The organism is Microbacterium sp. AC132 (assembly GCF_979258525.1).
This window is the reverse complement of record NZ_OZ409862.1, coordinates 1,598,611-1,621,208: the sequence shown is the minus strand read 5'-3', so window position 1 is coordinate 1,621,208 and position 22,598 is coordinate 1,598,611. Positions and strand designations below refer to the sequence as shown.

The window sequence follows — 22,598 nt, the reverse complement described above, 5'->3', positions numbered from 1 at the left end:
GGTCGAGGAAAAAGAAGGGCGGATGCAGTTCGCATCCGCCCCTTCATCCGCCGTTGCGGTCGATCGTCAGACCGGATCTCCCTGCACGGGACCCTCGGTGTTCGGCTTCCATCCGAGCGCCGGGGCGACATGGGTCGCGAACGCCTCGAGCACGTGGAGGTTGTATGCCGGCCCCAGCTGGTTCGGGATCGTCAGCAACAGAGTGTCTGCCGACATGACGGCCTCGTCAGCCAAGAGCTGCTGGATCAGCACGTCGGGCTCGGCCGCATACGTCTTGCCGAACGTCGAGCGGAAGCCGTCGATGATGCCGATCTGGTCGGCGTTCTCCTCGCTGCGCAGACCGAAGTACGCCCTGTCCATGTCCGAGACGAGCGGGAACACGCTGCGGCTCACCGAGACGCGAGGTGCTCCGCTGTGTCCTGCCTCCTTGTAGGCGGAACGGAACAGGTCGATCTGCTCGCGCTGCAGCTGATGGAACGGCACACCGGTCGCCTCGGTGAGCAGGGTCGAACTCATCATGTTGAGACCCTTGCGGCCGGTCTCCTCCGCGGTGGCGCGGGAACCCGAGCCCCACCAGATGTGGTCGCGCAGGGTGGGCGACTGGGGCTCGATCGCGAGGTATCGGCCGGCTCCCACCATGCGGGGGTCGCCGGGGGCGAGACCCTCGCCGTCGATCGCACGGAGGAAGAGGTCGAACTTCTCGCGAGCGATGACACTGCCGCGCTCGGGGTCCTCCTCGTCGTGGAAGCCGAAGGTCTCGTATCCGCGCAGAGCCGTCTCGGGTGACCCGCGGCTCACGCCGAGCGCGATGCGACCGTCGGCGATCAGGTCGAGTGCCGCCGCCTCCTCAGCGAACTGGAACGGGTTCTCGTACCTCATGTCGATCACGCCGGTGCCGACCTCGATGCGCTTCGTACGCGCAGCCATGGCTGACAGCAGCGGCATGGGCGACGCCGCCTGGCGAGCCCAGTGGTGCACGCGCACAGAGGCGCCGTTCACGCCGATCTCGTCGGCACCCTCCGCGATCTCGATGGTCTGCTTCAGCATGTCCCCCGCGGTGCGGGTCGCCGAACCGGGCACGTCTGCATAGTGCCCGAAGGAGAGGAATCCGAAAGCCTTCATGGTGTATTCGAACGCATATATGCGAGCGGGTATTCCTGCATCACTCCCCCGGGATCAGCAGACCGTCGAGCACGAGCTGGCGGATGCGGGGCTCGAGGTCGGCCCACAGGTCGACGAGCGGCACCTCGAACAGGTCGGCCAGAGCTGCGACGATCTGCATCACCGTGAGCTCGCCGTCGCAGGCCCCGACGAGAGCGGCGAGCGCCGGGTCGACCGCGATGGTCCGTGCGAAGCCACCGCCCTGACGCAGTTCGATGATGCTCGGATCGTCGTTGCCCGGAAGCAGATGTCGTGCCTCGGTGACATCCGGAGCGACGATCAGCGTCGTAGGCAGTCCTTCTGCGAGCACGTCGTGCGCCGCGAGACCCGAACGCAGCGCCCCGCCCACGTTCGAGACGGGCTGTGCGACGCGCTCGAGACGACGCAGGGGCGCTCCGCCGCCTGCCGGCCGCCGCACCAGGATGTAGCCGAATCCGACGGCGGTGACGCCACGCGCGGCGAAGTCATCGAGCCATGCGGTGAGCAGCGGGGTGAACGCGGCATCGCGGGGCGTCGTGCCTCCGTCGCGGATCCACAGCTCTGCGTAGCCCAGCGGCGACAGCTCTTCGCGCTGGATGACCCACAGATCGAGGTCGCCAGGAACCCACGACGAGAGGCGATCGAGACCCGCGCGTCCACTCAGCGATGCCTGGCCACCGCGCGACTCCCAGTTGCCGAGCAGCTGTGCCACGCCTCCCGGGGTCAGGAAAGACGGAACCGCACGGAGGAACTGCTCGACGAGCCCGTCACCGACGAGTCCCCCGTCGCGATACTCGTACTCGGGGACCCCTTCCGCGCGCGGGGTGATCACGAAGGGCGGGTTCGACACGATCAGGTCGAACGCCTCTCCCCCGACCGGCTCGAACATGCTGCCCGATCGGAACTCGATGTTCGAGACGCCGTTCAGCTGGGCGTTCAACTCGGCATAGGCGAGCGCTCGCGCCGAGATGTCCGTGGCGACGACGGATCCTGCGTGACGAGCGACGAGCAGTGCCTGGATGCCGCATCCGGTGCCGAGATCGAGGGCACGGTCGACCTCGATCGGCATGATGACCTCGGCCAGCGTGCGGGAGGCGCCGCCGACTCCGAGCACGTGATCCGCGGGCAGCGCGCCGTCGAGCGCCACCTCGTCGAGATCGCTGGCGATCCACCATTCGCCGATCCCGTCGGCGTCGACGAACGACTGGGGACGCAGCAGCGCAGTGGGGATCACCTCGTCGCCCTCGATCCTCGCGAGGCCGAGGGCCACGAGGCCGTCCGCTCCGAGTCTAGGGAGAGCCGTCGTCACCGCGGCGATCGGCTGCGGCATCCCGAGCACCAGCAGCCTGCCGAGAGTCGCGAGCACACCGTCGTCACCGGCGATCGCGCGCAGGATCGGCTCGCGCATGCCTCTGGCCAGCGCGTCGTCCTCCTCCTCGCCCCACAGGCGACGGAGCGGCTCCGAGCGGAGATCCGCGGCGTCGAGATCTGCGGCGAGCGCGGTGCTGCGGAGCGGATCGGGCGTGGGGGCGAGGGTGTCGGACACGGCCGTCACTCTACGCGTCTTCAGGGTTCTCATTCAGCCAGCGGCCTAGAATCACAAGGTCACCACTCACGAGCAGCCTGGGATCCCGGCGTTCGAGGAAGACCTTCATGACCGCGACCATCTTCGAGAACGGCCTCCGCACGCGCCTGCAGCGCCTGGCGCGCGGGTCCGTCATCTCGGCGATCGTACTCGGCCTGGTCAGCACGGGCGCAGGCAGCGCGGTCGCAGCCGCCGATGACGAGTCAGAGGCGTCCTCCGTCGAGCTCCTGTTGTCGGCGGGGGTGCGCGGAACGGTCGCCCCTGGCACAGCGACGACGGCCTCGATCACCGTGCAGAACGACGCGAAGTCCGAACTCTCCGCCGGACGAGTCACTCTGGAGATCAACCGCACTCCGCTCGCGGACGAAGCCTCGGTCACGACGTGGCTGAATGACTCCGACGCCACAGGGGGTTTCGACCAGCTCGGAACCGACACCGTCGCACCGGTCGACGCCGAGACCTCCGCGACCACGAGCCTCTTCCTGCCTCCCGAAGTTCTCGGCGACCTCGCACCGGGTGTGTACCCGCTGCGCGCGACGCTCAGCGGAGCGCAGAACGAGGGTCAGGATGCCGCGCGAACGGTGACGTCGACATCCGTGCTCGTGGTGACCGCTGCTGCGAATCCGCCCGTCGCCGTGATGGTGCCGATCACGGCGACGCCCTCCGACGGCGCCCTTCTCACCGCGGACGAGCTCAGCGCTCTCACCGCGCCCGACGGCGCACTCACCGCGACGATCGAGGGTGTCCGAGGGACGTCCGCGATCCTGGCGATCGACCCGGCGATCCCCGCCGCCATCCGCGTGCTCGGCTCTTCGGCGCCGCAGAGCGCGCGCGAGTGGCTGCGACTTCTCGACGCTCTGCCCAACGAGCGGTTCTCTCTGCAGTTCGGCGATGCCGACGCCACCACACAGGCGCAGGCGGGTCTTCCGGGACTGCTGCAGCCCACGACGCTCGCGCCGTTCCTCACCCTCAGCAGCTTCACCGAGCCTCCGGACGAGACCCCCACCGCGACTCCTGCGCCGACTCCCGCCTCGCTGCCGACGGATGGCAGCGCACCGACTCCCGTGCCGACACCGAGTGATGAGCCGAGCCCTCAGCCCACCGACGGTCCGGTGCTGCCCGACGACGCACAGCTCATGGCCGTCGAGGGGTCGACCCCCGGCATTGTGTGGCCCCGCAGCGATGTCTCCGCCGCCGATCTCGACACGTTCTCGACGTACCTGAGCGGCGGCGCGGTCACTGTCCTCTCCTCTGCAGCGGTCGGCGGTGCGGTCGGCGCGCACGCCGCGATCGATTCGCACAGCGTGCTGGTCGCCGTGGATGCCGCATCGGATGCTCTGTCGCAGGCGGCGAGCGAAGACGACGACGCCGCCCGTCAGCAGTCGCTGGCCGAGGCGAGCGCTTATCTCGCCCTGTCGGCTCAGGCGAGTCCGACGACGCCGCTTCTGATCGGACTCGACCGCGACGAGACCCGCACCGCTGATGCGCTCAGAGAGGCCGTCTCATCGGTCGACTCCCTCGGGTTCGGTCTCTCGGAGGTCCTCGCGATCCCGGCGACACCGTCGACCCTCTCGACCGAGCCCGACCCGGCACGAGCCACGGCCCTGCAGGGGATGCTCGACAGCGAGGTCGTGCTCGGCGAGTTCTCCACGATCCTCGACGACAGCCAGCTTCTGCTGAGCCCCAAGCGCATCCAGATCATGCGGGCGACCGCGGTCGGCCTGACGGACAAGGGCTTCTCAGAGGCCGTCGCCGACGTGAACGAGCAGACGACCGAGACGCTGAACGCGGTCGACATCCCTCCGGCGAGCACCATCCAGCTGCTCTCCGCCAACGCCGACCTCCCGTTCTCGGTGCGCAACGACCTGCCGTGGCCGGTGAACATCGAGCTCACGGTGAAGCCGAGCGACCCGCGCCTCGAGGTGCAGTCCGTCACGCCGTGGACGATCCAGCCCGGCACGACGACGAGGGTGAAGGTCCCCGTGTCGGCCCGAGTGGGCAGTGGCGAGGTCACCCTGACGCTGTCGCTCTCGAGCCCCACCGGTGTGCCGATCAGTCAGCCCGAGCGCGTGCGCGTCTCGGTGCGGGCCGAATGGGAGACCATCGGGCTCGCCGCATTCGGCGGTCTGATCGTGCTGCTGCTCGGTCTCGGCATCATCCGCACCGTCCGACGCCGGCGGCGTGAAGCCCTCGCCGGCGACGAAGAACAGGCGACCTCCTCACCGGATGCCGTCGAGGAGCTGAATGAGTAGTCTCGGCCGCGCCAGTGCACTGATCGGGGCCGGAACGCTCATCTCGCGCGTCACCGGGCTCCTGCGAACCATCGTCCTCGTCGGCGTGATCGGCTCGGTCGGTGCGGGCGCCGCAGACGCCTTCGCGATCGCGAATCAGCTGCCGAACAACGTCTTCTCTCTCATCTCGGTGGGCGTGCTGACCGCGGTGATCATCCCGCAGATCGTCAAGGCGACAGCGGACGCCGACGGCGGCAACGCCTTCATCTCGAAGCTCTTCACGCTCGGCACCGTCGTGCTGGTCGTCATCACGGGTATCGCCACGATCGCCGCGCCCTGGCTCGTGTGGCTCTACGCCGGCAAGGAGGGTTCCGCGGAGTTCCTCGCGCTCGCGACGGCGTTCGCGTACTGGTGCATGCCGCAGATCCTCTTCTACGGGCTCTACGCGCTGCTGGGCGAGGCGCTCAACGCACGGCGGATCTTCGGGCCTTTCACCTGGGCGCCGGTCGTCAACAACATCGTGTCGATCGCAGGCTTCCTCGTCGTGGGCGCGCTGTTCGGCGGCCCGCTCACCCGCGTCTCCGACTGGACTCCCGAGATGATCGCCGCTCTCGGTGGAACGGCCACGCTCGGCATCGTGATCCAGGCCGCGATTCTGCTGATCTTCTGGCGCCGCACGGGTCTCGCGCTCCGCCCCGACTTCCGTTGGCGCGGCGTCGGACTCGGCAACGTCGGACGGCTCGCCGGATGGACGTTCCTCATGGCGCTGACGAGCCTCGGCGCCGGACTCGTGCAGACCCAGATCCTCACCGAAGCCTCCGGACGAGGCGCGTCGGTCGCCACCTTCCAGTACGCCTGGCTGATCTTCATGCTCCCGTACTCGATCATCGTGCTGTCGATCGGCACGCCCTACTTCACGCAGATCAGCGAGCACGCGGCGGCCGGCAGGCATGCCGAGGTCCGCGCAGACATCGCCCAGAGCATCCGCACCCTGCTCTTCTTCATCGCGGTCGCCGTCGCCGCGGTCGCCGCGGCAGCGATTCCGGCGTCGCGAGTCTTCACCAATCAGGCGTCGCACGCCGAAGAAGCGGCGCTGGTGCTGCTCGCCTTCCTCGTGTGCCTGGTTCCGCTGACGATCCTCTTCATCGTGCAACGCACCTTCTACGCCTACGGCGACACCCGCACGCCCTTCTGGTTCACGCTGTTCCAGTGCGGTCTCGTGGTCGTCACCGCTCTGGTCGCGCAGTGGCTGCTCGCCGCCGAGATCATCGAGGTGACCATGCTGGCCGCAGCCATCGCGCTGGGCCAGTCGATCGCGAGCACCCTGCAGATGATCGTCGCCAGCTGGCTGCTGCACCGCAAGATCGGCGGACTCCAGATCCGCACCTGGATGACCGCTGTCGTCCGCTACGCCGTCGCTGCCGTTCCTGCCGGGTTCGCCGGGTGGGGCGTCTTCCTCCTGCTCGGCGGCCCGACCGGGTGGACCACGTCCGACAAGATCCAGGGAGCCATCGGCACCTGCATCATCGGCCTCGCCGTCGTGGTCGTCTACATCGGCATCCTGGCTGTCCTGCGCGCTCCGGAGCTCAAGGTCGCGAGCGGCATGCTGCGGCGTTTCCTGCCGGGCCGCTGAGCCCCCTCGCGCGGGAATGTCGCGCGGTTACCATTGGTTGAAGCAGTCGAACGTCTTTCGGCGTCTCAGCATCTACGACGGAGAGCACATGCGTCAGGTCATCATCATCGGTTCCGGTCCCGCCGGATTCACCGCCGCCATCTATGCGGCGCGCGCGAACCTCAAGCCGCTGCTCATCGCGAGCACGGTCGAGGTCGGCGGAGAGCTGATGAACACCACCGAGGTCGAGAACTACCCCGGCTTCCCCGAGGGGATCCAGGGCCCCGAGCTCATGGCGAAGTTCCAGGAGCAGGCTGAGAAGTTCGGCACCGAGGTCGTCTACGACGACGTCACCGAGCTCGACCTCGCCGGCCCCGTCAAGAAGGTCACCCTCGGCAGCGGAACGGTGCACGAGGCCCAGTCGCTGATCTACGCGACCGGCTCCGCATATCGCAAGCTCGGCATCGAGGGCGAAGAGCGCCTGTCGGGCTACGGCGTCTCGTGGTGCGCCACCTGCGACGGCTTCTTCTTCCGCGAGAAGACGATCGCCGTCGTCGGCGGCGGCGACTCGGCGATGGAAGAGGCCACGTTCCTCACCCGCTTCGCCGAGAAGGTCTACGTCATCCACCGCAAGGACACCCTGCGCGCCTCGAAGATCATGCAGGAGCGGGCCTTCGCGAACGAGAAGATCGAGTTCGTGTGGAACAGCGAGGTCGCCGAGATCCTCGGTGGCGAATCCGTCACGGGCGTGCAGCTGCGCAACACGGTCGACGGCACGCTGAGCGACCTCGCGCTCGACGGCCTGTTCATCGCGATCGGCAACGACCCGCGCACGCACCTCGTGCACGACAAGCTCGAGCTGACCGCCGAGGGCACCATCTGGGTCGACGGCCGTTCGTCCGTCACCTCGGTCCCCGGTGTGTTCGCCGCCGGCGACGTGATCGACCCCACCTACCGTCAGGCCATCACGGCCGCTGGCTCGGGCACGGTCGCCGCTCTCGACGCCGAGCACTTCCTGGCGGACCTCGAAGACGCATCGGTCGAGTTCCCGGCCGCCGAAGCCGCTGAGATCATCACCGCCTGAGCGGACGGGAACACTTTCACCTCGCCCGCTGTTGTAGCAGGCGAACCTCGAATCAAGGAGAACTCTGATGAGTGCAAAGGCTACGAGCCAGGCGACCTGGGAGCAGGACGTTCTGCAGGCCGAAGGTCCCGTCCTCGTGGACTTCTGGGCCGAGTGGTGCGGACCGTGTCGTATGGTCGCCCCCGTTCTGGACCAGATCCAGGCGGACAACCCCGACAAGATCACCATCCTCAAGCTGAACGTGGACGAGAACCCGCAGCTGGCGATGAAGTACCAGATCACCTCGATCCCCGCGATGAAGGTGTTCCAGGGCGGTGAGGTCAAGACGACCATCATCGGCGCCAAGCCGAAGCCGGCCCTCGAGCAGGACCTCGCGGCTTTCATCGGCTGATCCTGCAGTCTTCAGGGCCGTCACCCCTCCGGGTGGCGGCCCTTTCTCGTACCCAGCCGCTTCCGTCCCCATTCCTGAGACGAGAGCCGACTACTTGTCGGAGATCCGCACCGGAGGAAGTCCTCGAGACGCTCGAGCGCGGTCGACGAGCTCCTGGATGATGGGGGACTTCGCGGTGTTGTAGGTCGTCCTCCCCCTCGCCTGAGCGGCGACGGCGTCGCACTTCGCATGCGAGTAGCGATCGGCATCCTCTGGATGCTCCAGAAGCCAGTCCCGCAGGATGCGCTGGTGCACCGCATCCCACTCCTCCTCGACGAAGAAGTGCGCGATCGCGATCCGCACGCCGTCAGATTCGCGGATCATGACCGGGTGCGTGCGCACAGCGCTTCCCAGGCGCCATCCTGCGGCTTCCAGAGCGGCCCTGCGCGCGTCGAAGTCGCTGCGATCGACGATGCGGACGGCCAGGTCGATGATCGGCTTGGCGCGCATGCCGGGGATCGCCGTCGATCCGATGTGTTCGATCAGCCAATCCGCGTCCGCGACCGCGTGAATCTCAGCGGCGAACGCCTCGAACTGCTTCGGCCACTCCGGGTCGTAGGAGACGAGCATTCGCGGCACGATAGGTGCCTAGGAGGCGTCGGCGACGGACGGGTCCCAGCGTCGGTGCCGCTGCTTCTCGTCGAGAAGGCCCCAGACCGCCGGCGTGAGCTCGGGGTACTCCAGCGCGATCTGGCGCAGCACCCGGTAGTGCCGAGCCGCGTTCGGTCGCACACCGTCGTTCGCGGTGATGTTGTCGGCTCGCAGCAGGTAGACGACGAGCTCATCGACGCTCGGCAGCTCCTCCATGAACTCCCACGGATCTTCCCCGCCGAGGAGCCTCTCCTGGATCAGCACGGCGAGTTCGTCCGACGCTTCTGCTCTCAGCACTTCGAGGCTGGCGCGGCGCGGAACTGACTCGGTCATGCTTCCAGCCTACGTCGCCCTGCGGGTGCCCCGGCGCTCCACCTTCAGCTCGTCCGTCATCTCCTCGAGCTCGCGACCCTTGGTCTCGGGCACCTTGAAGTACACGAAGAAGAACGACAGCAGCGCGAAGAACGCGTAGAAGCCGTAGGCGAAGGTGAGGCCGATCTCGGCGAACACAGGGAAGGTGGTCGAGATGAAGAAGTTCGCTGCCCACTGGGCTGCTGCCGCGACCGCGAGTGCGCCGGCGCGGATCGAGTTCGGGAAGATCTCTCCCAGAAGGACCCAGACGAGCGGACCCCAGGTGGCACCGAAGAAGACCACGAAGCCGTTCGCGCAGATGAGGGCGACGGTCGCCCACGGGTCAGGCAGGGTCGCTGTGCCCTCGGCGTTCAGCTCACCGAACGAGAAGGCGAGCGCCATGAGGCCCAGCGTCACCGTCATACCCACAGAGCCGACGAGAAGCATGATGCGTCGGCCGACCTTGTCGACCAGCAGGATCGCGATGATGGTGACCACGATGTTCGTCACCGACGTGATGACGGAGGTCAGCAGGGCGCTCGACTCATCGAAGCCGACGGACTGCCACAGTGTCGTCGAGTAGTAGAAGATGACGTTGATGCCGACGAACTGCTGGAACACGGAGAGCAGGATGCCGACCCACACGATCGGCTTGAGCCCCAGACGACTGCCCCGCAGGTCGCTCAGCGACTCCTTGCGCTCGGTGTCGATGGTGCTGGTGATCTCCTGGATCTTCGCGTCGACGTCAACGGCCCCCGTGACCGTCTCGAGCACCTGGGACGCGCCTTTCAGATCGCCCTTGCGCACGAGATATCGCGGCGATTCGGGCAGACGGAACGACATTATCCCGTAAACGAGTGCGGGCACCGCCTCGATGATGAACATCCATCTCCAGGCGGTGAGTCCCCACAGAGGCTGGTCTGCGGCACCCGCGAGGCCCGCCAGCCACGCGTCGGAGAGCAGAGCGGCGAAGATTCCCGTGACGATGGCGAGCTGCTGCAGAGAGCCCAGTCGCCCTCGCACCCGGGCGGGCGATACCTCGGCGATGTATGCGGGAGCGATGACGGATGCCGCACCGACACCGAGACCACCCACCACTCGCCAGATGATGAGGTCGACGACACTGAACGCGAGTCCCGAGCCGATGGCGGAGACGAAGAACATCGCCGCCGCGAAGACCATCACGGGGATTCGCCCGCGTTTGTTCGCAATCGGTCCTGCGAACCACGCACCGACGGCACACCCGATCAGGGCCGACGACACCGCGAAGCCCTTGAGCCCGACCCCGAGGTCGAAGCCCGAGACGTTCCCCGCCAGAGCATCGACGGCGCCGTTGATCACGGCGGTATCGAATCCGAAGAGGAAGCCACCGAGTGCTGCGGCGATACTCACCGCGATGACGCGGCGTTGGAACTTCACTGGACTCGCTGCTCCGGACATGACTCCCCCTCATCGACGAGATGTCGAGAGTCTACGACCGCTCAGGGGTCGAGCGGCGGAATCACGCCGGGCCGTACCCCGATTCGCCCAATTCACCGAGGATGCGGTTCAGATCCTGAATCGATGCGAAATCAATGATGACCTGGCCTTTTCGAGCGCCCAGCGACACCTTGACGCGAGTGTTGAGGCGATCCCCGAGGTTGCCGGCCACCTCGTCGAGGTATGCCCGTCGAGCGCCCGGAGTCGGCTTCGCCGTCCGGCCGGGCGCTGCCGGCTCCGTCTTCGCAGCGACCTCGGTCGCGCGCACCGACAGGTCCTCGTTCACGACCTTGTCGGCGAGACGCTGCATGGCCTCGGGTGACTCCAGGCTGAGGATCGCGCGAGCGTGTCCAGCCGTCAGCACCCCCGCCGCCACACGCTGCTGCACGGGAACGGGGAGCTTGAGCAGACGGATCGTATTGCTGATCTGAGGGCGCGACCGACCGATCCGCGTGGCGAGCTCTTCCTGGGTGATCCCGAAGTCCTCGAGCAGCTGCTGGTATGCCGAGGCCTCTTCGAGCGGATTCAGCTCGGAGCGGTGCAGGTTCTCGAGCAGAGCATCGCGCAGGAGATCTTCGTCGGCAGTCTCGCGGACGATCGCCGGGATCTTCTCGAGGCCCGCCTCCCGCGCGGCGCGGGTGCGCCGCTCCCCCATGATCAGCTCGTACTCGCCGTCGCTGTTCTTGCGAACGACCACCGGCTGCAGAACGCCGAACTCACGCACGCTGTGCACGAGCTCTGCGAGGTCTTCGGGGTTGAAGTGCGTGCGCGGCTGACGCGGGTTCGGCACGATCTTCTGCGGATCGACCTCGACGAGGTGGATGCCGGGAACGACCTCGAGGTCGGCTTCTGCTGCGGGCTGGTCACTGGTCTGCTCCGTCGCCGGACGCAGATTGGCTCCGGGGAAGAACACATCCACGGGACGCTCGGACTGATCAGCCGTCGGGATGAGGGCTCCGATGCCCCGACCCAGTCCAGTGCGCTTCGCCATCATTTCTCCTTGCTCTGCGTCGCCGTCCGCGACGCGATCTCGACAGCGGCCTCGCGATACGCGACGGCGCCGGCGGATTGCCCATCGTAGGCGATCACGGTCTGACCGAAACTCGGTGCCTCCGACACCCGCACGGAACGCGGGATGACGGTGTCGAGCACCTGTTCGGGGAAGTGCGTGCGGACCTCGTCCGCCACCTGCTGCGCGAGTCGCGTGCGTCCGTCGAACATCGTCAGCAGGATCGTGGAGAGGTGCAGTCCGGGATTCAGGTGCTTTTGGATCATCTGGATGCTGCCGAGCAGTTGACTCAGACCCTCGAGCGCGTAGTACTCGCACTGGATGGGGATGAAGACCTCGTTCGCCGCGGTGAAGGCATTGATCGTGAGCAGCCCGAGCGACGGAGGGCAGTCGATGATGACGAAGTCCATACGGTTGTCGACGAGATACTCCTCGAGCGCACGTCGCAGTCGATGCTCCCGTGCGACCTGCGCGACGAGTTCGATCTCTGCGCCGGCGAGATGGATGGTGCTCGGTGCACAGAAGAGGTTCTCGTCCTCGGGACTCTGCTGCACGATGTCGGCGAGCGGGGTGTCTTCGATCAGGACGTCATAGACGCTCGGAGTCTCGGCGTTGTGCGGCACTCCGAGCGCGGTCGAGGCGTTGCCCTGGGGGTCGAGATCGATCACAAGGACCCGTGCTCCGAGACCCGCGAGTGCAGAGGCGACATTGACGGCGCTCGTGGTCTTACCGACGCCGCCCTTCTGGTTGGAGACCGTCAGGATGCGGGTGTCGCCGGCGAAATCGATGGACACGGTCTCGAGTGCTCTGCGTCGTGCGGAGAGGTCGGCGAGTTCCCGCGCGAGGGGCGTATCCATCCCGAAAGAGTCCTTCGGTGATGCCTTTTCGGGCTGTTTCACGTGAAACATCCACTCCTTTCGGGGCCGTGTTCCACTCTAATCGCTGCGGCAGACGTTGCCTTCTCGAATCCCTCCTGAGTCGTGCAGGCCGGTGATACCTCGTCCGGGCGTGCCGTTGCGGAGAGAGTGGCACTTTCGCCTTCTGGCCTGGGTGTTCATTGTGCCGTTGGACGTCCTGACGCACCGGAGATGGGTACACGCATGGAGGGACGACGTCCACGCACTGCACCATCTGTCGCGCCTGCGACAAGTTCGTGTCGGTCATTTCGTGGGCGTGAGGAGAGGGGAGGTCTCTGTGCTCGGCCCACACGGATGTCCTGCCCTCTGTGAAAGAGGCTGTCCACGAGCGGCTTACGGGACTCGACGAGTCTCCGTCGCTGAGGCCCCTCGTTTCGGGGAGACCGAACGGTCGCACAGAACTCGTCAGCGTCCTTCACACCACTATCGCGTGGAACCGGATCCTCCCCCGGTGCGCCGAGGTCCGTGGTGACGGTCGACAGCCGCATAGTTTCACGTGAAACATCTGACGCACCTCGGCCTCGGTCAAGATCGTAGAAGCTGCTCGATCCGGTCGACAACGGCGGTCAGCGGTTGAGTTGCGTCGATCTCGCAGGTGGATGTCGCCCGCAGTAGCGGCTCCACGGTCTCGAGGTTCGTGCGAATCTCGTCTTGCTGCCCCCTCGTCGAGCCGTAGGGATTCGAAGATCGCCGACGGACACGATCGAGCATCACCGAAATCGGCGCTGACAGGAGCACCACATGGTCGAAGCGGTCGTAGAAGGCACCCTGATTCGACACCGTGCCAGACACGATGACTTCGGTGCTCTCCCCGAGTAGCGCACCCATCAAGACCTCGTCCCACAGTCCCGACTCGGTTGTCCATGGTCCATAATCGGTATCGACGACGGAGTATCCCCGCTCCCCCAGTACCTCCAGCGCGCTGGACTTGCCGACGCCAGACATCCCAGTGATGAGCATGCGCACCATGCATTCACCATATCGATGTTTCACGTGGAACATCGCCGACGTGAGTGACAGGAGCGTTCTACCCGGACCGCGTGCAGGCGGACTAGATTGCCTCCGCGTCCAGAGCTGCTCCGGCTAGCCGAGCGGTAGCAGGCCCCCACTCTTGCTTCGGGTTCTACGCTGGCTCCAGCCGGTGCATCACCGTGAGCGGCGAGAGGCTTCACTCCGCTGCGTGATCGCCTGCACTCATTGGCTCAGGGTCGTCTCACCAGTGAACCTCACCCCCGAGGTCACCCACGCGTGGAATCACCTAGTCGTCACAGACGCATCGCGCACGCCACGCACGGCTTCAGACAGCCCGGCCAAGTCGAATGACAAAGGGAAGCGCCGTGATCGCGTGAGACCGACCATTCGGGGCGGAGCCGCACCCATCTCATCGCGAGTTCAGCGGTGTTTCACGTGAAACATCTGCTCAGACGGACCCGACAGAATTACGTCGTGCGCGTGCTGCACACTCGTCAAGGACTGGGACGACGCGCGTCGACGCCCCCGCTCTTCGCTGCAAGCATCGCTCTAGAGTCAGCCCGCCCACCTTGGGTCCGGTGAGGATCTAGTGCGTGGCGTCGATCCGCAAAGGAACCGCAAGCGTGAAACACCACTCACAGTGTTTCACGTGAAACGTTCGTCTACTGAGTCCCGCCTGCTCTTCCCTTGCGTCATACTGACGGGAACTCAGCACGAGCCATGCCCACCGCCTGGCCACAGTTGCCGAGCTCGGGTGGTGCACGGATACGCCCCTGAACTGGGATTTATCCGAAAACCCCGCGCGCGACCGCCGCAACAGACCTCGGGGTGCACCTCGCTGGCATCCGCAGCAGGGGCATCAGCAACGACCGGGTGCGTCCCATTGCGAATAGCCCTCCAGAGCGCTGCTGCTCGGGCTCTCGGTGCGATACCGAGCCTCGCGCCAGCTCACGATTTCTATCGTTCAGACCGGGGACCGCCGCTTCTCGAGCCAAGAATCCCCGCACCTTCGAGACGCCCGATGACTTGTCACATCAATGAGCTAGCGACTGTCTCGCGAGCGGGGCTTCGCAAACTACTCACTGGGACCGTGACGCGATCACTAGTCTTTGAGACCGTCCACCCGACGGTGCATGGGCACCCAGCAACGACGCCGCCACTAGCGCGCCCTCAATCGCCCACGTCGCGGCTGGCCCCCGAGACCCTCCCCCTGTTCCTTCTTTCGCGCGGTCGCGATCATCCGAAGCCATCACCACCCGCCGCTCAATGTTTCACGTGAAACACTTGTGCCTGCCGCATAACGCGACGCGGTCAGTCCGAGGATAGGTGTCCATTCGTGCCGTCGAAGGGTGGTCGTTCACTCCCGCACGCCGCAAGAATCCCGGTGAGACTGAGCAGGGTGTTGCCAGGTCACCCTGTCGCCCGAATGTTGTCAGCGGCAGCGGGTCAGAACAGCCGCCTGACCGGTTCCGCCGCGATACCCGATTGAAAGTTCCAGTTATGTTCGGCCGCCCACCATGCCTAGAGCAGACGGTCCCGCTCCTCGGCGCCATGATCTGGTTGTCAGCTCACAACGCTCCCCCGGCGGATGGTGTACCGGGATGCCATCCGTAGCCACGCCAGGGAAACCGTGACCCGTTCCGTGGCAGCGACGAAACGACTGTTTCACGTGAAACATACGACTCCCGGGAGGACCGGCTCCCCTGTCCACAAGCTCTGAGTGCCGCACGCGGGTTCCACCACGCGCGGACCCCACTCAGTAGTCAGAACGCCCAAAAGACGGCACACGGCACACGGCCGAGTAGCGCAGGTCAGATCACGAGAACGCAGATCAGAACAGGAGAAATCACTGCAAACCGCACGGTGTAGTGCGGTCTAGGGCAGTTCAGCGAGGTGAAGTCCGCTGCTGTGAAGTGACGTGGGTTGAAAAGCAGAGATCAGGACCACAGCGCTACGAAGAAGGGTGGCTCGCAGCACCGCTCCCCGCGCAGCGACGAGCATCGCAGCGCACAGCAGCCGTCCGCAGTGCCTCGAAGTGCGGCTGAGTGGCACAGATCAGACCAGCGAGCGCAACGCCCTCGTGACCCGGACCACCGCAAGTCGTCGGCGGAATCCCTTCAACCCACCTCGGCCCGCCTCGACTTGCCCCCCCATGGCAGTCGACCATCCATGTTTCACGTGAAACATCGTCAGGACCCCCGGCCGTTCCCAGAGGGGCGAACACTCTCGCTTACGAGCACACGGGGACAGACCCATTCCGGATTCCGACACCGGACACGGCTGCTGTGAAGCCTGATCTGTCGTGCCACACACCCGCGTTCCGATACCACCGACCGTGATTCCGGGACAGTCTTTGACGGCGAGGGCAGAGTGCCGGCGGCTATCCGGCACTGCCGACCGTATCCGGCAGCGCTTGAGTGCCTCGTCACGTCGCAACGGACCTCCCACACAGGTGCACGACCAGGGTCGGAAGAAAACCCTTCTCATCAGCCATAAACTCGAATCGTGGCATGATCGTCGAGGGACTCTACCGGCCTCGCGCGGTGACCAGGTCTGGCTCAACCGGACGAGCCCCGACAATAGATCTCATATGCTGCAGAGGCAGATCACAACAGTGCCTGGCCCATGACCACCGTGCGTGGCAAAGTCACCCACCACCTGCGACCTTGCACGCGAGTACACATCTCGAACGTGGAATGTGCGCCCATCCCCGACGAGGCTCAGGTTCCTGAACCGCGGCATCGACCCGTCAGCGGACGACTGCCCTCACCACGCGCGTCGTCTCGGGCAGTACGTTCTCGCCGAGAGTCTCGACGCGGACGTCCGACAGGCGGAACTTCTTGATCTGCTTCTGCGCTGCTTCGATCTCGTTGGCGGCATTCATTCCCTTGAGAAGGGTGAGTTCGCCTCCATCACGCACGAGCGGAGCGGTGAGCGGGATCAGCGTCTTCAGAGCACTGACCGCACGAGCTGTCACGACGTCGAAGCTCGCAGGAGTCACCTCCTCGGCACGCGCGCGCAGAACTTCGACATTGGTGAGCTTCAGCTCGGCGACCTGCTCGTTCAGCCAGATCACCCGGCGCTCCATCGGCTCGACGAGCGTCCAGTGCACATCAGGTCGCGCGATCGCGAGGACGATACCGGGCAGCCCCGCACCCGAACCGATGTCCGCGACCGAACCGTGGAACAACGGGGCGGCGATGACACTGTTCAAGATGTGCCGGGACCACAAACGCGGGAGCTCGAGAGGACCGATGAGTCCTCGCTCCTCGCCATGCTGAGCGAGAGCCGCCGTGAACTGCCGGGCCAGCTCGATCCGATCGCCGAAAAGATCGACCGCCACCGACGGTTCGATCTCCAGGTCACTCACGACAGCATCCTGCTGGCCTGACGTCGCATGTGAGACGTCAACGACGACGCAGAACAGTGTGGCGGTCGGCACCCTCGCCGTAGGACTCGGACACGAGACCCTGATCGGCCGCGATGTCGTGCACCAGCTTGCGCTCATAGCTGGACATGGCGGGCAGCGACGCCTGGGTCGCTCCATCGTCGAGCTTGGCTGCGGCGGCGTTCACGAGCGTCTCGAGCTGACGGCGGCGCGCATCGCGCGATCCGCCCACATCGAGGATCAATCGCGAGAACGAACCCGTCTTGCTCTGGACCGCAAGACGCGTGAGCTCCTGAAGCGCCTGCACCGTGTCGGGTGCAGACAGGAGCGCCAGTCCGTCTCCCTCAGCCTCGACCGAGACATATGCGCGACCCTGGCGCACGTCGAGGTTGAGGTCCCCATCGATGTCGGCGATGTCGAGCAGCTCTTCGAGGTAGTCAGCGGCGACGTCGCCCTCGTTCTCGAGTTCTGCGACCGTGGGCTCCACGGTCTCGGTCACGTTGTCGGTCGTCACGAACCGCTCCCCTTCTTCTTCGAACGCTTCTTGCCCACCGGCTGCTGACGCTTGGGGGCCTGCGCCTTCGCGCGCTCCGCCTCTTCGAGCAGACGCTGCTGCTCTGCTTCGTATGCCGCCATCGGGACGACCTTGCCCGAGGCGTCGATCGCCTTGCCCTTGCGAGCAAGACGCTCTTCACGAGCCTTCGCAGCCTCAGATCCGGGAGTCGGCATCTCACGGATGACGAGGAACTGCTGTCCCATGGTCCAGAGGTTCGAGATGAACCAGTAGACGACCACGCCGAGCGGGAAGAAGATGCCCGAGAAGATGAAGCCGAGAGGCAGCACGTAGAGCATGATCTTCTGCATCTGGTACGCCTGGCCGGTCTTGGCTTCGGGCGACAGGTTCTTCGAGATGATCTGCAGCTGCGTGAAGAACTGCGACGCGATCATGAGCACGACGAGCGTGACCAGGATGATGATCGCTGTGGTGTTCCCTGCGTCGACCGCGTTCCCCAGCGTCTCGTGCAGCGATGCGACACCGAAGAGCTCGGCGTTGTAGAACTGCTCGGTGAGCTCTGCGTTCAGCAGACCGACGCCGCCGACACCCAGGTTGTGGTGCTTCGAGACGTCGCTCAGAACGCTGAACAGCGAGAAGAAGATGGGCATCTGCACAAGAAGCGGAAGACAGCTCGACATCGGCGTCGTGCCGTGCTTCTTGTAGAGCGCCATGGTCTCGCGGCTCATGGCCTCGCGAGAGAGCTGATCCTTCTTACCCCGGTACTTCTCCTGAACTTTTCGCAGCTCAGGAGCAATTTCCATCATCTTTCGCTGGCTCTTGATCTGCTTCACGAAGAGCGGGATCAGGGCAGCACGGACCACGACCACGAGACCGACGATCGACAGCACCCAGGTCAGACCGGATGCGGCAGGAAGACCGACGGCCGTGAACAGCCAGTGCCAGGCGACGAGTACGAGCTCGACGACCCACTTGAGGGGCCAGAGGATGGTTCCGATCAGATCGAAGCCGCCGGAGGCAGGCTCCGGCGAGGGTGTTGCGCTGGCGAGCAGAAGGTCAAGACCCACCGATCAATCCTTTCGGGCAGGGACGACGAAACCGTGAGCGGTCAGGTCATAACGGAAGTGTTCGTGCGGACGGACGTCATCGACGCCGCCGTGGCTCCAGGGATTGCAACGAACGATGCGCCACGCCGAGAGCGCCGCTCCCCGCACTGCGCCGTGCTGTTGCACCGCACCTACAGCGTAAGCGGAACAAGATGGGTAATAGGCGCAGACATCTCCATACATCGGGGAGATCACCTTGCGGTACCCGGCGAGGAGCCCCAGGACGAGATTCCGGGGGATCAGCGGGATGCTGCGGATCGCGTCACCGGCATGAAGCTGAGCGGAGCCGATCGAGGATGCCGGAAGAGCGGTCATGGCCGCTGCCCGAGACGATCCAGACACCGGTTCACGTCCGCACTCAGCTCGGCGTAGGTCGCGGTCGCGGATGCAGGAAGGGCACGGATGACGACATCCGTGCCCTCGGGGACCCGCGTCAGCGCGTCCGCACACACGGCTTTGAGTCGCCGGCGTACGGTGTTGCGCACCACAGCGGTGCCCACCTGCTTGCTGATGATGAATCCGAACCTCGCGGCTCTGCTCTCGCCCGTCGTCAGCATCGAGGTGACGACCTTGGCTCCGCCACAACGGGATCCGCGTCGAACGACCAGTCGATAGTCGCTCCCGCGGGTCACACGATACGGGCGGGCGAGCACAGCGATCTACGCGGAGAGCTCGGTGCGGCCCTTCGCGCGACGAGCCGAAAGGATCGCGCGGCCGGCGCGGGTACGCATACGAAGACGGAAGCCGTGCTTCTTGGCGCGACGACGGTTGTTGGGCTGGAAGGTGCGCTTGCTCATGGAATCACTCCGGGAATGCTGCCACCGGGATCATTTTGACCGGAGACATAGGGATCTGCCGTTCAGGCATAAGTCAACCGATTAAGGGTACGTCTTGACGGCGCGCAGAGCAAATCTGCGCGCGTCGACCACCAGCTCAGGCACGATCCGCACAGCTATTATCCACAACCCTGCGGCGTGCACGTATGAGCAACACGCGCGCGGATTCCCGTAGGCAGGTTGCCGTTCCCAGCCGTGGTGACTACCGTGGCATCCGAAGTTATCCACAGGCGGGCCGCGTCATCCAGACGGCCCGTCGTCCCCTCAGCACGGAGCGTCATGTCATCACCTGCCCAGCCCGACGTTCCGATCTGGACCACGGTGCAGGAGCTCCTCGAGGCGGACGACCGAGTCACTCCTCAGCTCCAGGGATTCCTCAGCCTCGCGGTTCCGGCCGGCGTGATGGCCGCCACCCTCTATCTCGAGGTCCCGAACGATCTCACCGCCGCGCAGATCAACAAGAGGCTGCGGCTTCCGATCATGGAGGCCCTCTCCCACATCGGCGATGAGGTGACGTCGTACCGCGTGGTCGTGAATCATGAGCTCGCCGAGCAGCCGACGGCGCCCATCGCGGTCGCCGACTACGGCCGCCAGGAGCAGATCCGCGTCGAATCCCCGATGGAGCAGCCGACGCAGCTGCGGCACGAGTCCCGCCTGAACCCGAAGTACACCTTCGACAACTTCGTCATCGGGCAGTCCAACCGGTTCGCCCATGCCGCAGCCGTCGCCGTCGCCGAAGCGCCGGCTAAGGCGTACAACCCGCTCTTCATCTACGGCGACTCGGGCCTCGGCAAGACGCACCTGCTGCACGCGATCGGCGACTACGCCCAATCCCTCTATGCAGGGGTCAAGGTCCGGTACGTCTCCAGCGAGGAGTTCACGAACGACTTCATCAACTCGATCGCGAACAACCGAGGTGCAGCCTTCCAGGCCCGCTACCGCGATGTGGACATCCTCCTGATCGACGACATCCAGTTCCTGCAGGGTCGCGCGGAGACCCAGGAGGCGTTCTTCCACACCTTCAACACGCTGCACGACCACAACAAGCAGGTCGTCATCACCAGCGACGTCGCGCCGAAGCATCTCACCGGCTTCGAGGATCGCATGCGCAGTCGGTTCGAGTGGGGCCTGATCACCGACGTGCAGGCGCCCGACCTCGAGACGCGCATCGCGATCCTCCGCAAGAAGGCGCAGAGCGAGGCGCTTCATATTCCCGACGAGGTACTCGAGTACATCGCCACCGTGGTGTCGTCGAACATCCGCGAACTCGAGGGTGCACTGATCCGCGTCTCCGCATTCGCCAGCCTGAACCGTTCGGCCCTCGACATCTCGCTCGCCCAGACGGTGCTCCGCGACATCATCGACACGGCAGAGGACAACATCATCTCGCCGACCGACATCATCACTGCGACCGCGCAGTACTTCAAGCTGACGGTCGACGACCTGTACGGCTCCAGCAGGTCTCAGCAGATCGCCACATCGCGCCAGATCGCGATGTACCTGTGCCGCGAGCGGACGAGTCTGTCCCTGCCGAAGATCGGCCAGCTGTTCGGCAACCGCGATCACACCACCGTCATGTACGCCTACAAGAAGATCAGCGAGCTCATGAAGGAGCGCCGTTCGATCTACAACCAGGTGACCGAGATCACCACGCAGCTCGGTCGACGCTGAGTCCACGCCGCCTCGAAAAAGGGGGTCGTAGCTTCCGATAGGAGGCTGCGACCCCCTTTGCGTGCGTGTGAGCGGCATACGACGGAGCAGATCGATGCCAGTTTGCACATGTGGATAACTTGTGGATGACTCGCCTGCAGGTCGGGACGAATGTGTGTGAAACCGTCGAACCTGTGGATAACTGTGGGAGACGGTTCGACCCGACGGATGCCGTCCACCCGCGGATTCCTCAGGGATTCCACAACTGACAACCGTGTAGTTCCCTACTCGCGTCTGCTTTCCACCGAGTTATCCACAGTATCCACAGGTGTTAACACCGTTAAGGAGTTAATTCAATTCAGGGGCGATCCGATCACCAGAGGGTGGGGAAAGTCCGACAGGCCCGAGCTTTGATCCGGTCGTAGGGATACTCCCGAGTTGGGGGCTAGCATGGGAAGCCCTGCACTGGCAGGACCGATGACGACACGTCTCAGAACGACGACAAGGGAGCACCCGTGAGGTTTCAGGTCAACCGCGATGTCTTCAGCGAGGCCGTGTCGTTCGTGGTCAAGCTGCTTCCGCAGCGCAACCCGCAGCCCATCCTCGCCGGAGTCCTGATCGAGGCAGACGGCTCCGGTCTCACGCTCTCGGCGTTCGACTACGAGGCATCCGCGCGCACGACCATCGAAGCCACCGTCGACACACCGGGCACGATCCTGGTGCACGGTCGACTGCTCTCCGACATCGCCAGCCGCCTTCCCAACGCGCCGATCGAGATCGCCGTCGAGGACGACGGCAGCATCACGGTCACCTGCGGCTCGGCGCGGTTCACCCTCGCAGCCATGCCGGTCGAGGAATATCCGTCGATCCCCGAGGTGTCCGGTTCCTCCGGCGTCGTGCCCGCCGACGATTTCGGCACCGCGATCAGCCAGGTGGGTTTCGCCGCCTCGCGCGACGACGTCACCCCGGTCCTGACCGGAGTGCAGCTCGAGGTCTCCGGCCAGACGCTCAGCCTCGTGGCCACCGACCGCTACCGAGTCTCCCTCCGTGACGTGCCGTGGGACGGCGAAGCGGTCGAGGCCAGCGCACTGGTTCCCGCACGCACTCTTCTCGAGGTCGGAAAGACCTTCGGTCACGCCGGCACCATCCAGATCGCGTTCTCGGGAGCGGGCGACCGCGAGATCATCGCGTTCACGGCCGGCAACAAGACGGTCACCTCGCTGCTGATCAAGGGAAACTTCCCTCCGGTCCGCCGTCTCTTCCCGGAGCAGACCGAGCACTACGCGGTCGTGAACACCGCAGACCTCGTCGAGGCCGTGCGCCGTGTGTCCCTCGTGCTCGATCGAGCAGCTCCGCTGCGCTTCACGTTCACGTCCGACAGCGTGACGATGGATGCGTCGGGCAGTGAGCATGCGCGTGCATCCGAGTCCGTCGACGCGATCCTCTCGGGTGGCGACGACGTCACGCTCGGCCTCAACCCGCAGTACCTCATCGAGGCGCTCGGCGCGGTCAAGAGCGAGTTCGTCCGCGTCACCTTCACGTCGAGCGACAACGCGAACAAGCTCAGCCCCGTGCTGATCACGAGCCAGACCTCGGTCGACCAGGCCGGTCTGGATTCGTTCAAGTACCTGCTGCAGCCGAACCTGCTGCTTCGCTGATCCTGCGACGGGCGCGCTCCGCGCGGCGACGGCAGTGTCAGAGCC

20 protein-coding genes are annotated in these 22,598 nt (G+C 65.4%); 6 read left to right on the top strand and 14 right to left on the bottom strand.

Going from position 1 to position 22,598, the window contains the following annotated elements:
* Window positions 1-66: 66 nt before the first annotated feature.
* Together ACZZZQ_RS07620 and ACZZZQ_RS07615 are read right to left on the bottom strand one after the other, a co-directional pair.
* Window positions 67-1,122, bottom strand: a complete 1,056-nt coding sequence (locus tag ACZZZQ_RS07620) for an LLM class flavin-dependent oxidoreductase (protein ID WP_463507268.1) — start codon at window positions 1,120-1,122, stop codon at window positions 67-69.
* A 40-nt stretch (window positions 1,123-1,162) separates the two neighbouring features.
* Window positions 1,163-2,719 (bottom strand): DUF7059 domain-containing protein, encoded by a 1,557-nt coding sequence (locus ACZZZQ_RS07615; protein WP_463507267.1) that lies wholly within the window; start codon window positions 2,717-2,719, stop codon window positions 1,163-1,165.
* A 74-nt stretch (window positions 2,720-2,793) separates the two neighbouring features.
* Between ACZZZQ_RS07615 and ACZZZQ_RS07610 the strand changes: the two genes are divergently transcribed.
* The 4 genes from ACZZZQ_RS07610 (at window position 2,794) to trxA (ending at window position 8,043) form a co-directional block, all read left to right on the top strand.
* Window positions 2,794-4,977 carry a DUF6049 family protein gene (locus ACZZZQ_RS07610; RefSeq protein ID WP_463507266.1) on the top strand — a complete coding sequence of 728 codons (2,184 nt, stop codon included), beginning with the start codon at window positions 2,794-2,796 and terminating at the stop codon, window positions 4,975-4,977.
* Window positions 4,970-6,589: a murein biosynthesis integral membrane protein MurJ gene (murJ, locus tag ACZZZQ_RS07605; protein ID WP_053098227.1), complete on the top strand. Its 1,620-nt coding sequence runs from the start codon at window positions 4,970-4,972 to the stop codon at window positions 6,587-6,589. Before ACZZZQ_RS07610 ends, murJ begins: the two co-directional genes overlap by 8 nt.
* 88 nt (window positions 6,590-6,677) lie before the next feature.
* Window positions 6,678-7,652, top strand: coding sequence for a thioredoxin-disulfide reductase (trxB, locus tag ACZZZQ_RS07600; RefSeq protein WP_463507265.1), 975 nt, complete (start codon window positions 6,678-6,680; stop codon window positions 7,650-7,652).
* Window positions 7,653-7,719: 67 nt separating this feature from the next.
* Window positions 7,720-8,043: a thioredoxin gene (trxA, locus tag ACZZZQ_RS07595; RefSeq protein ID WP_042541543.1), complete on the top strand. Its 324-nt coding sequence runs from the start codon at window positions 7,720-7,722 to the stop codon at window positions 8,041-8,043.
* Window positions 8,044-8,133: 90 nt separating this feature from the next.
* Here the strand turns inward: trxA and ACZZZQ_RS07590 are convergent, their stop codons facing one another.
* From ACZZZQ_RS07590 to rpmH, 12 genes are all read right to left on the bottom strand, one after another.
* Window positions 8,134-8,652, bottom strand: coding sequence for a GrpB family protein (locus tag ACZZZQ_RS07590; RefSeq protein ID WP_463507264.1), 519 nt, complete (start codon window positions 8,650-8,652; stop codon window positions 8,134-8,136).
* An 18-nt stretch (window positions 8,653-8,670) separates the two neighbouring features.
* The gene (locus tag ACZZZQ_RS07585; RefSeq protein ID WP_053098229.1) at window positions 8,671-9,006 is read right to left on the bottom strand and encodes a hypothetical protein; all 336 of its coding nucleotides are present in this window, start codon (window positions 9,004-9,006) and stop codon (window positions 8,671-8,673) included.
* 9 nt (window positions 9,007-9,015) lie between these two features.
* Window positions 9,016-10,464, bottom strand: coding sequence for a sugar porter family MFS transporter (locus tag ACZZZQ_RS07580; RefSeq protein ID WP_053098230.1), 1,449 nt, complete (start codon window positions 10,462-10,464; stop codon window positions 9,016-9,018).
* 61 nt (window positions 10,465-10,525) lie between these two features.
* A complete protein-coding gene (locus ACZZZQ_RS07575) occupies window positions 10,526-11,494 on the bottom strand; it encodes a ParB/RepB/Spo0J family partition protein (RefSeq protein WP_083569415.1) in 969 nt (322 codons plus the stop codon).
* Window positions 11,494-12,369 (bottom strand): ParA family protein, encoded by an 876-nt coding sequence (locus ACZZZQ_RS07570; RefSeq protein ID WP_269464941.1) that lies wholly within the window; start codon window positions 12,367-12,369, stop codon window positions 11,494-11,496. The genes ACZZZQ_RS07575 and ACZZZQ_RS07570 overlap by 1 nt, the downstream gene beginning before the upstream one ends.
* A 585-nt stretch (window positions 12,370-12,954) precedes the next feature.
* Window positions 12,955-13,398 (bottom strand): AAA family ATPase, encoded by a 444-nt coding sequence (locus ACZZZQ_RS07565; RefSeq protein ID WP_463507263.1) that lies wholly within the window; start codon window positions 13,396-13,398, stop codon window positions 12,955-12,957.
* Between the two features lie 2,752 nt (window positions 13,399-16,150).
* Window positions 16,151-16,771: a 16S rRNA (guanine(527)-N(7))-methyltransferase RsmG gene (gene rsmG, locus ACZZZQ_RS07560; RefSeq protein WP_400339357.1), complete on the bottom strand. Its 621-nt coding sequence runs from the start codon at window positions 16,769-16,771 to the stop codon at window positions 16,151-16,153.
* 37 nt (window positions 16,772-16,808) lie between these two features.
* A complete protein-coding gene (locus ACZZZQ_RS07555; RefSeq protein ID WP_056275682.1) occupies window positions 16,809-17,303 on the bottom strand; it encodes a Jag family protein in 495 nt (164 codons plus the stop codon).
* Window positions 17,300-18,370: a membrane protein insertase YidC gene (yidC, locus tag ACZZZQ_RS07550; RefSeq protein WP_463507262.1), complete on the bottom strand. Its 1,071-nt coding sequence runs from the start codon at window positions 18,368-18,370 to the stop codon at window positions 17,300-17,302. Before yidC ends, ACZZZQ_RS07555 begins: the two co-directional genes overlap by 4 nt.
* A gap of 3 nt (window positions 18,371-18,373) precedes the next feature.
* Entirely contained in the window at window positions 18,374-18,724 is a 351-nt protein-coding gene (gene yidD / locus ACZZZQ_RS07545; RefSeq protein ID WP_072592157.1) for a membrane protein insertion efficiency factor YidD, read from the bottom strand.
* On the bottom strand, window positions 18,721-19,062 hold the full coding sequence (gene rnpA, locus ACZZZQ_RS07540; protein WP_072592158.1) for a ribonuclease P protein component: 342 nt from the start codon (window positions 19,060-19,062) through the stop codon (window positions 18,721-18,723). Before rnpA ends, yidD begins: the two co-directional genes overlap by 4 nt.
* 6 nt (window positions 19,063-19,068) lie before the next feature.
* Complete coding sequence (gene rpmH, locus ACZZZQ_RS07535) at window positions 19,069-19,206, bottom strand: 50S ribosomal protein L34 (RefSeq protein WP_022889115.1); 138 nt, start codon at window positions 19,204-19,206, stop codon at window positions 19,069-19,071.
* A 318-nt stretch (window positions 19,207-19,524) separates the two neighbouring features.
* Here rpmH and dnaA point away from each other — a divergent pair, with 318 nt between their 5' ends.
* Entirely contained in the window at window positions 19,525-20,916 is a 1,392-nt protein-coding gene (gene dnaA / locus ACZZZQ_RS07530; protein WP_053098239.1) for a chromosomal replication initiator protein DnaA, read from the top strand.
* Window positions 20,917-21,410: 494 nt separating this feature from the next.
* Window positions 21,411-22,553, top strand: a complete 1,143-nt coding sequence (dnaN, locus tag ACZZZQ_RS07525) for a DNA polymerase III subunit beta (protein WP_053098240.1) — start codon at window positions 21,411-21,413, stop codon at window positions 22,551-22,553.
* Window positions 22,554-22,598: the final 45 nt, after the last annotated feature.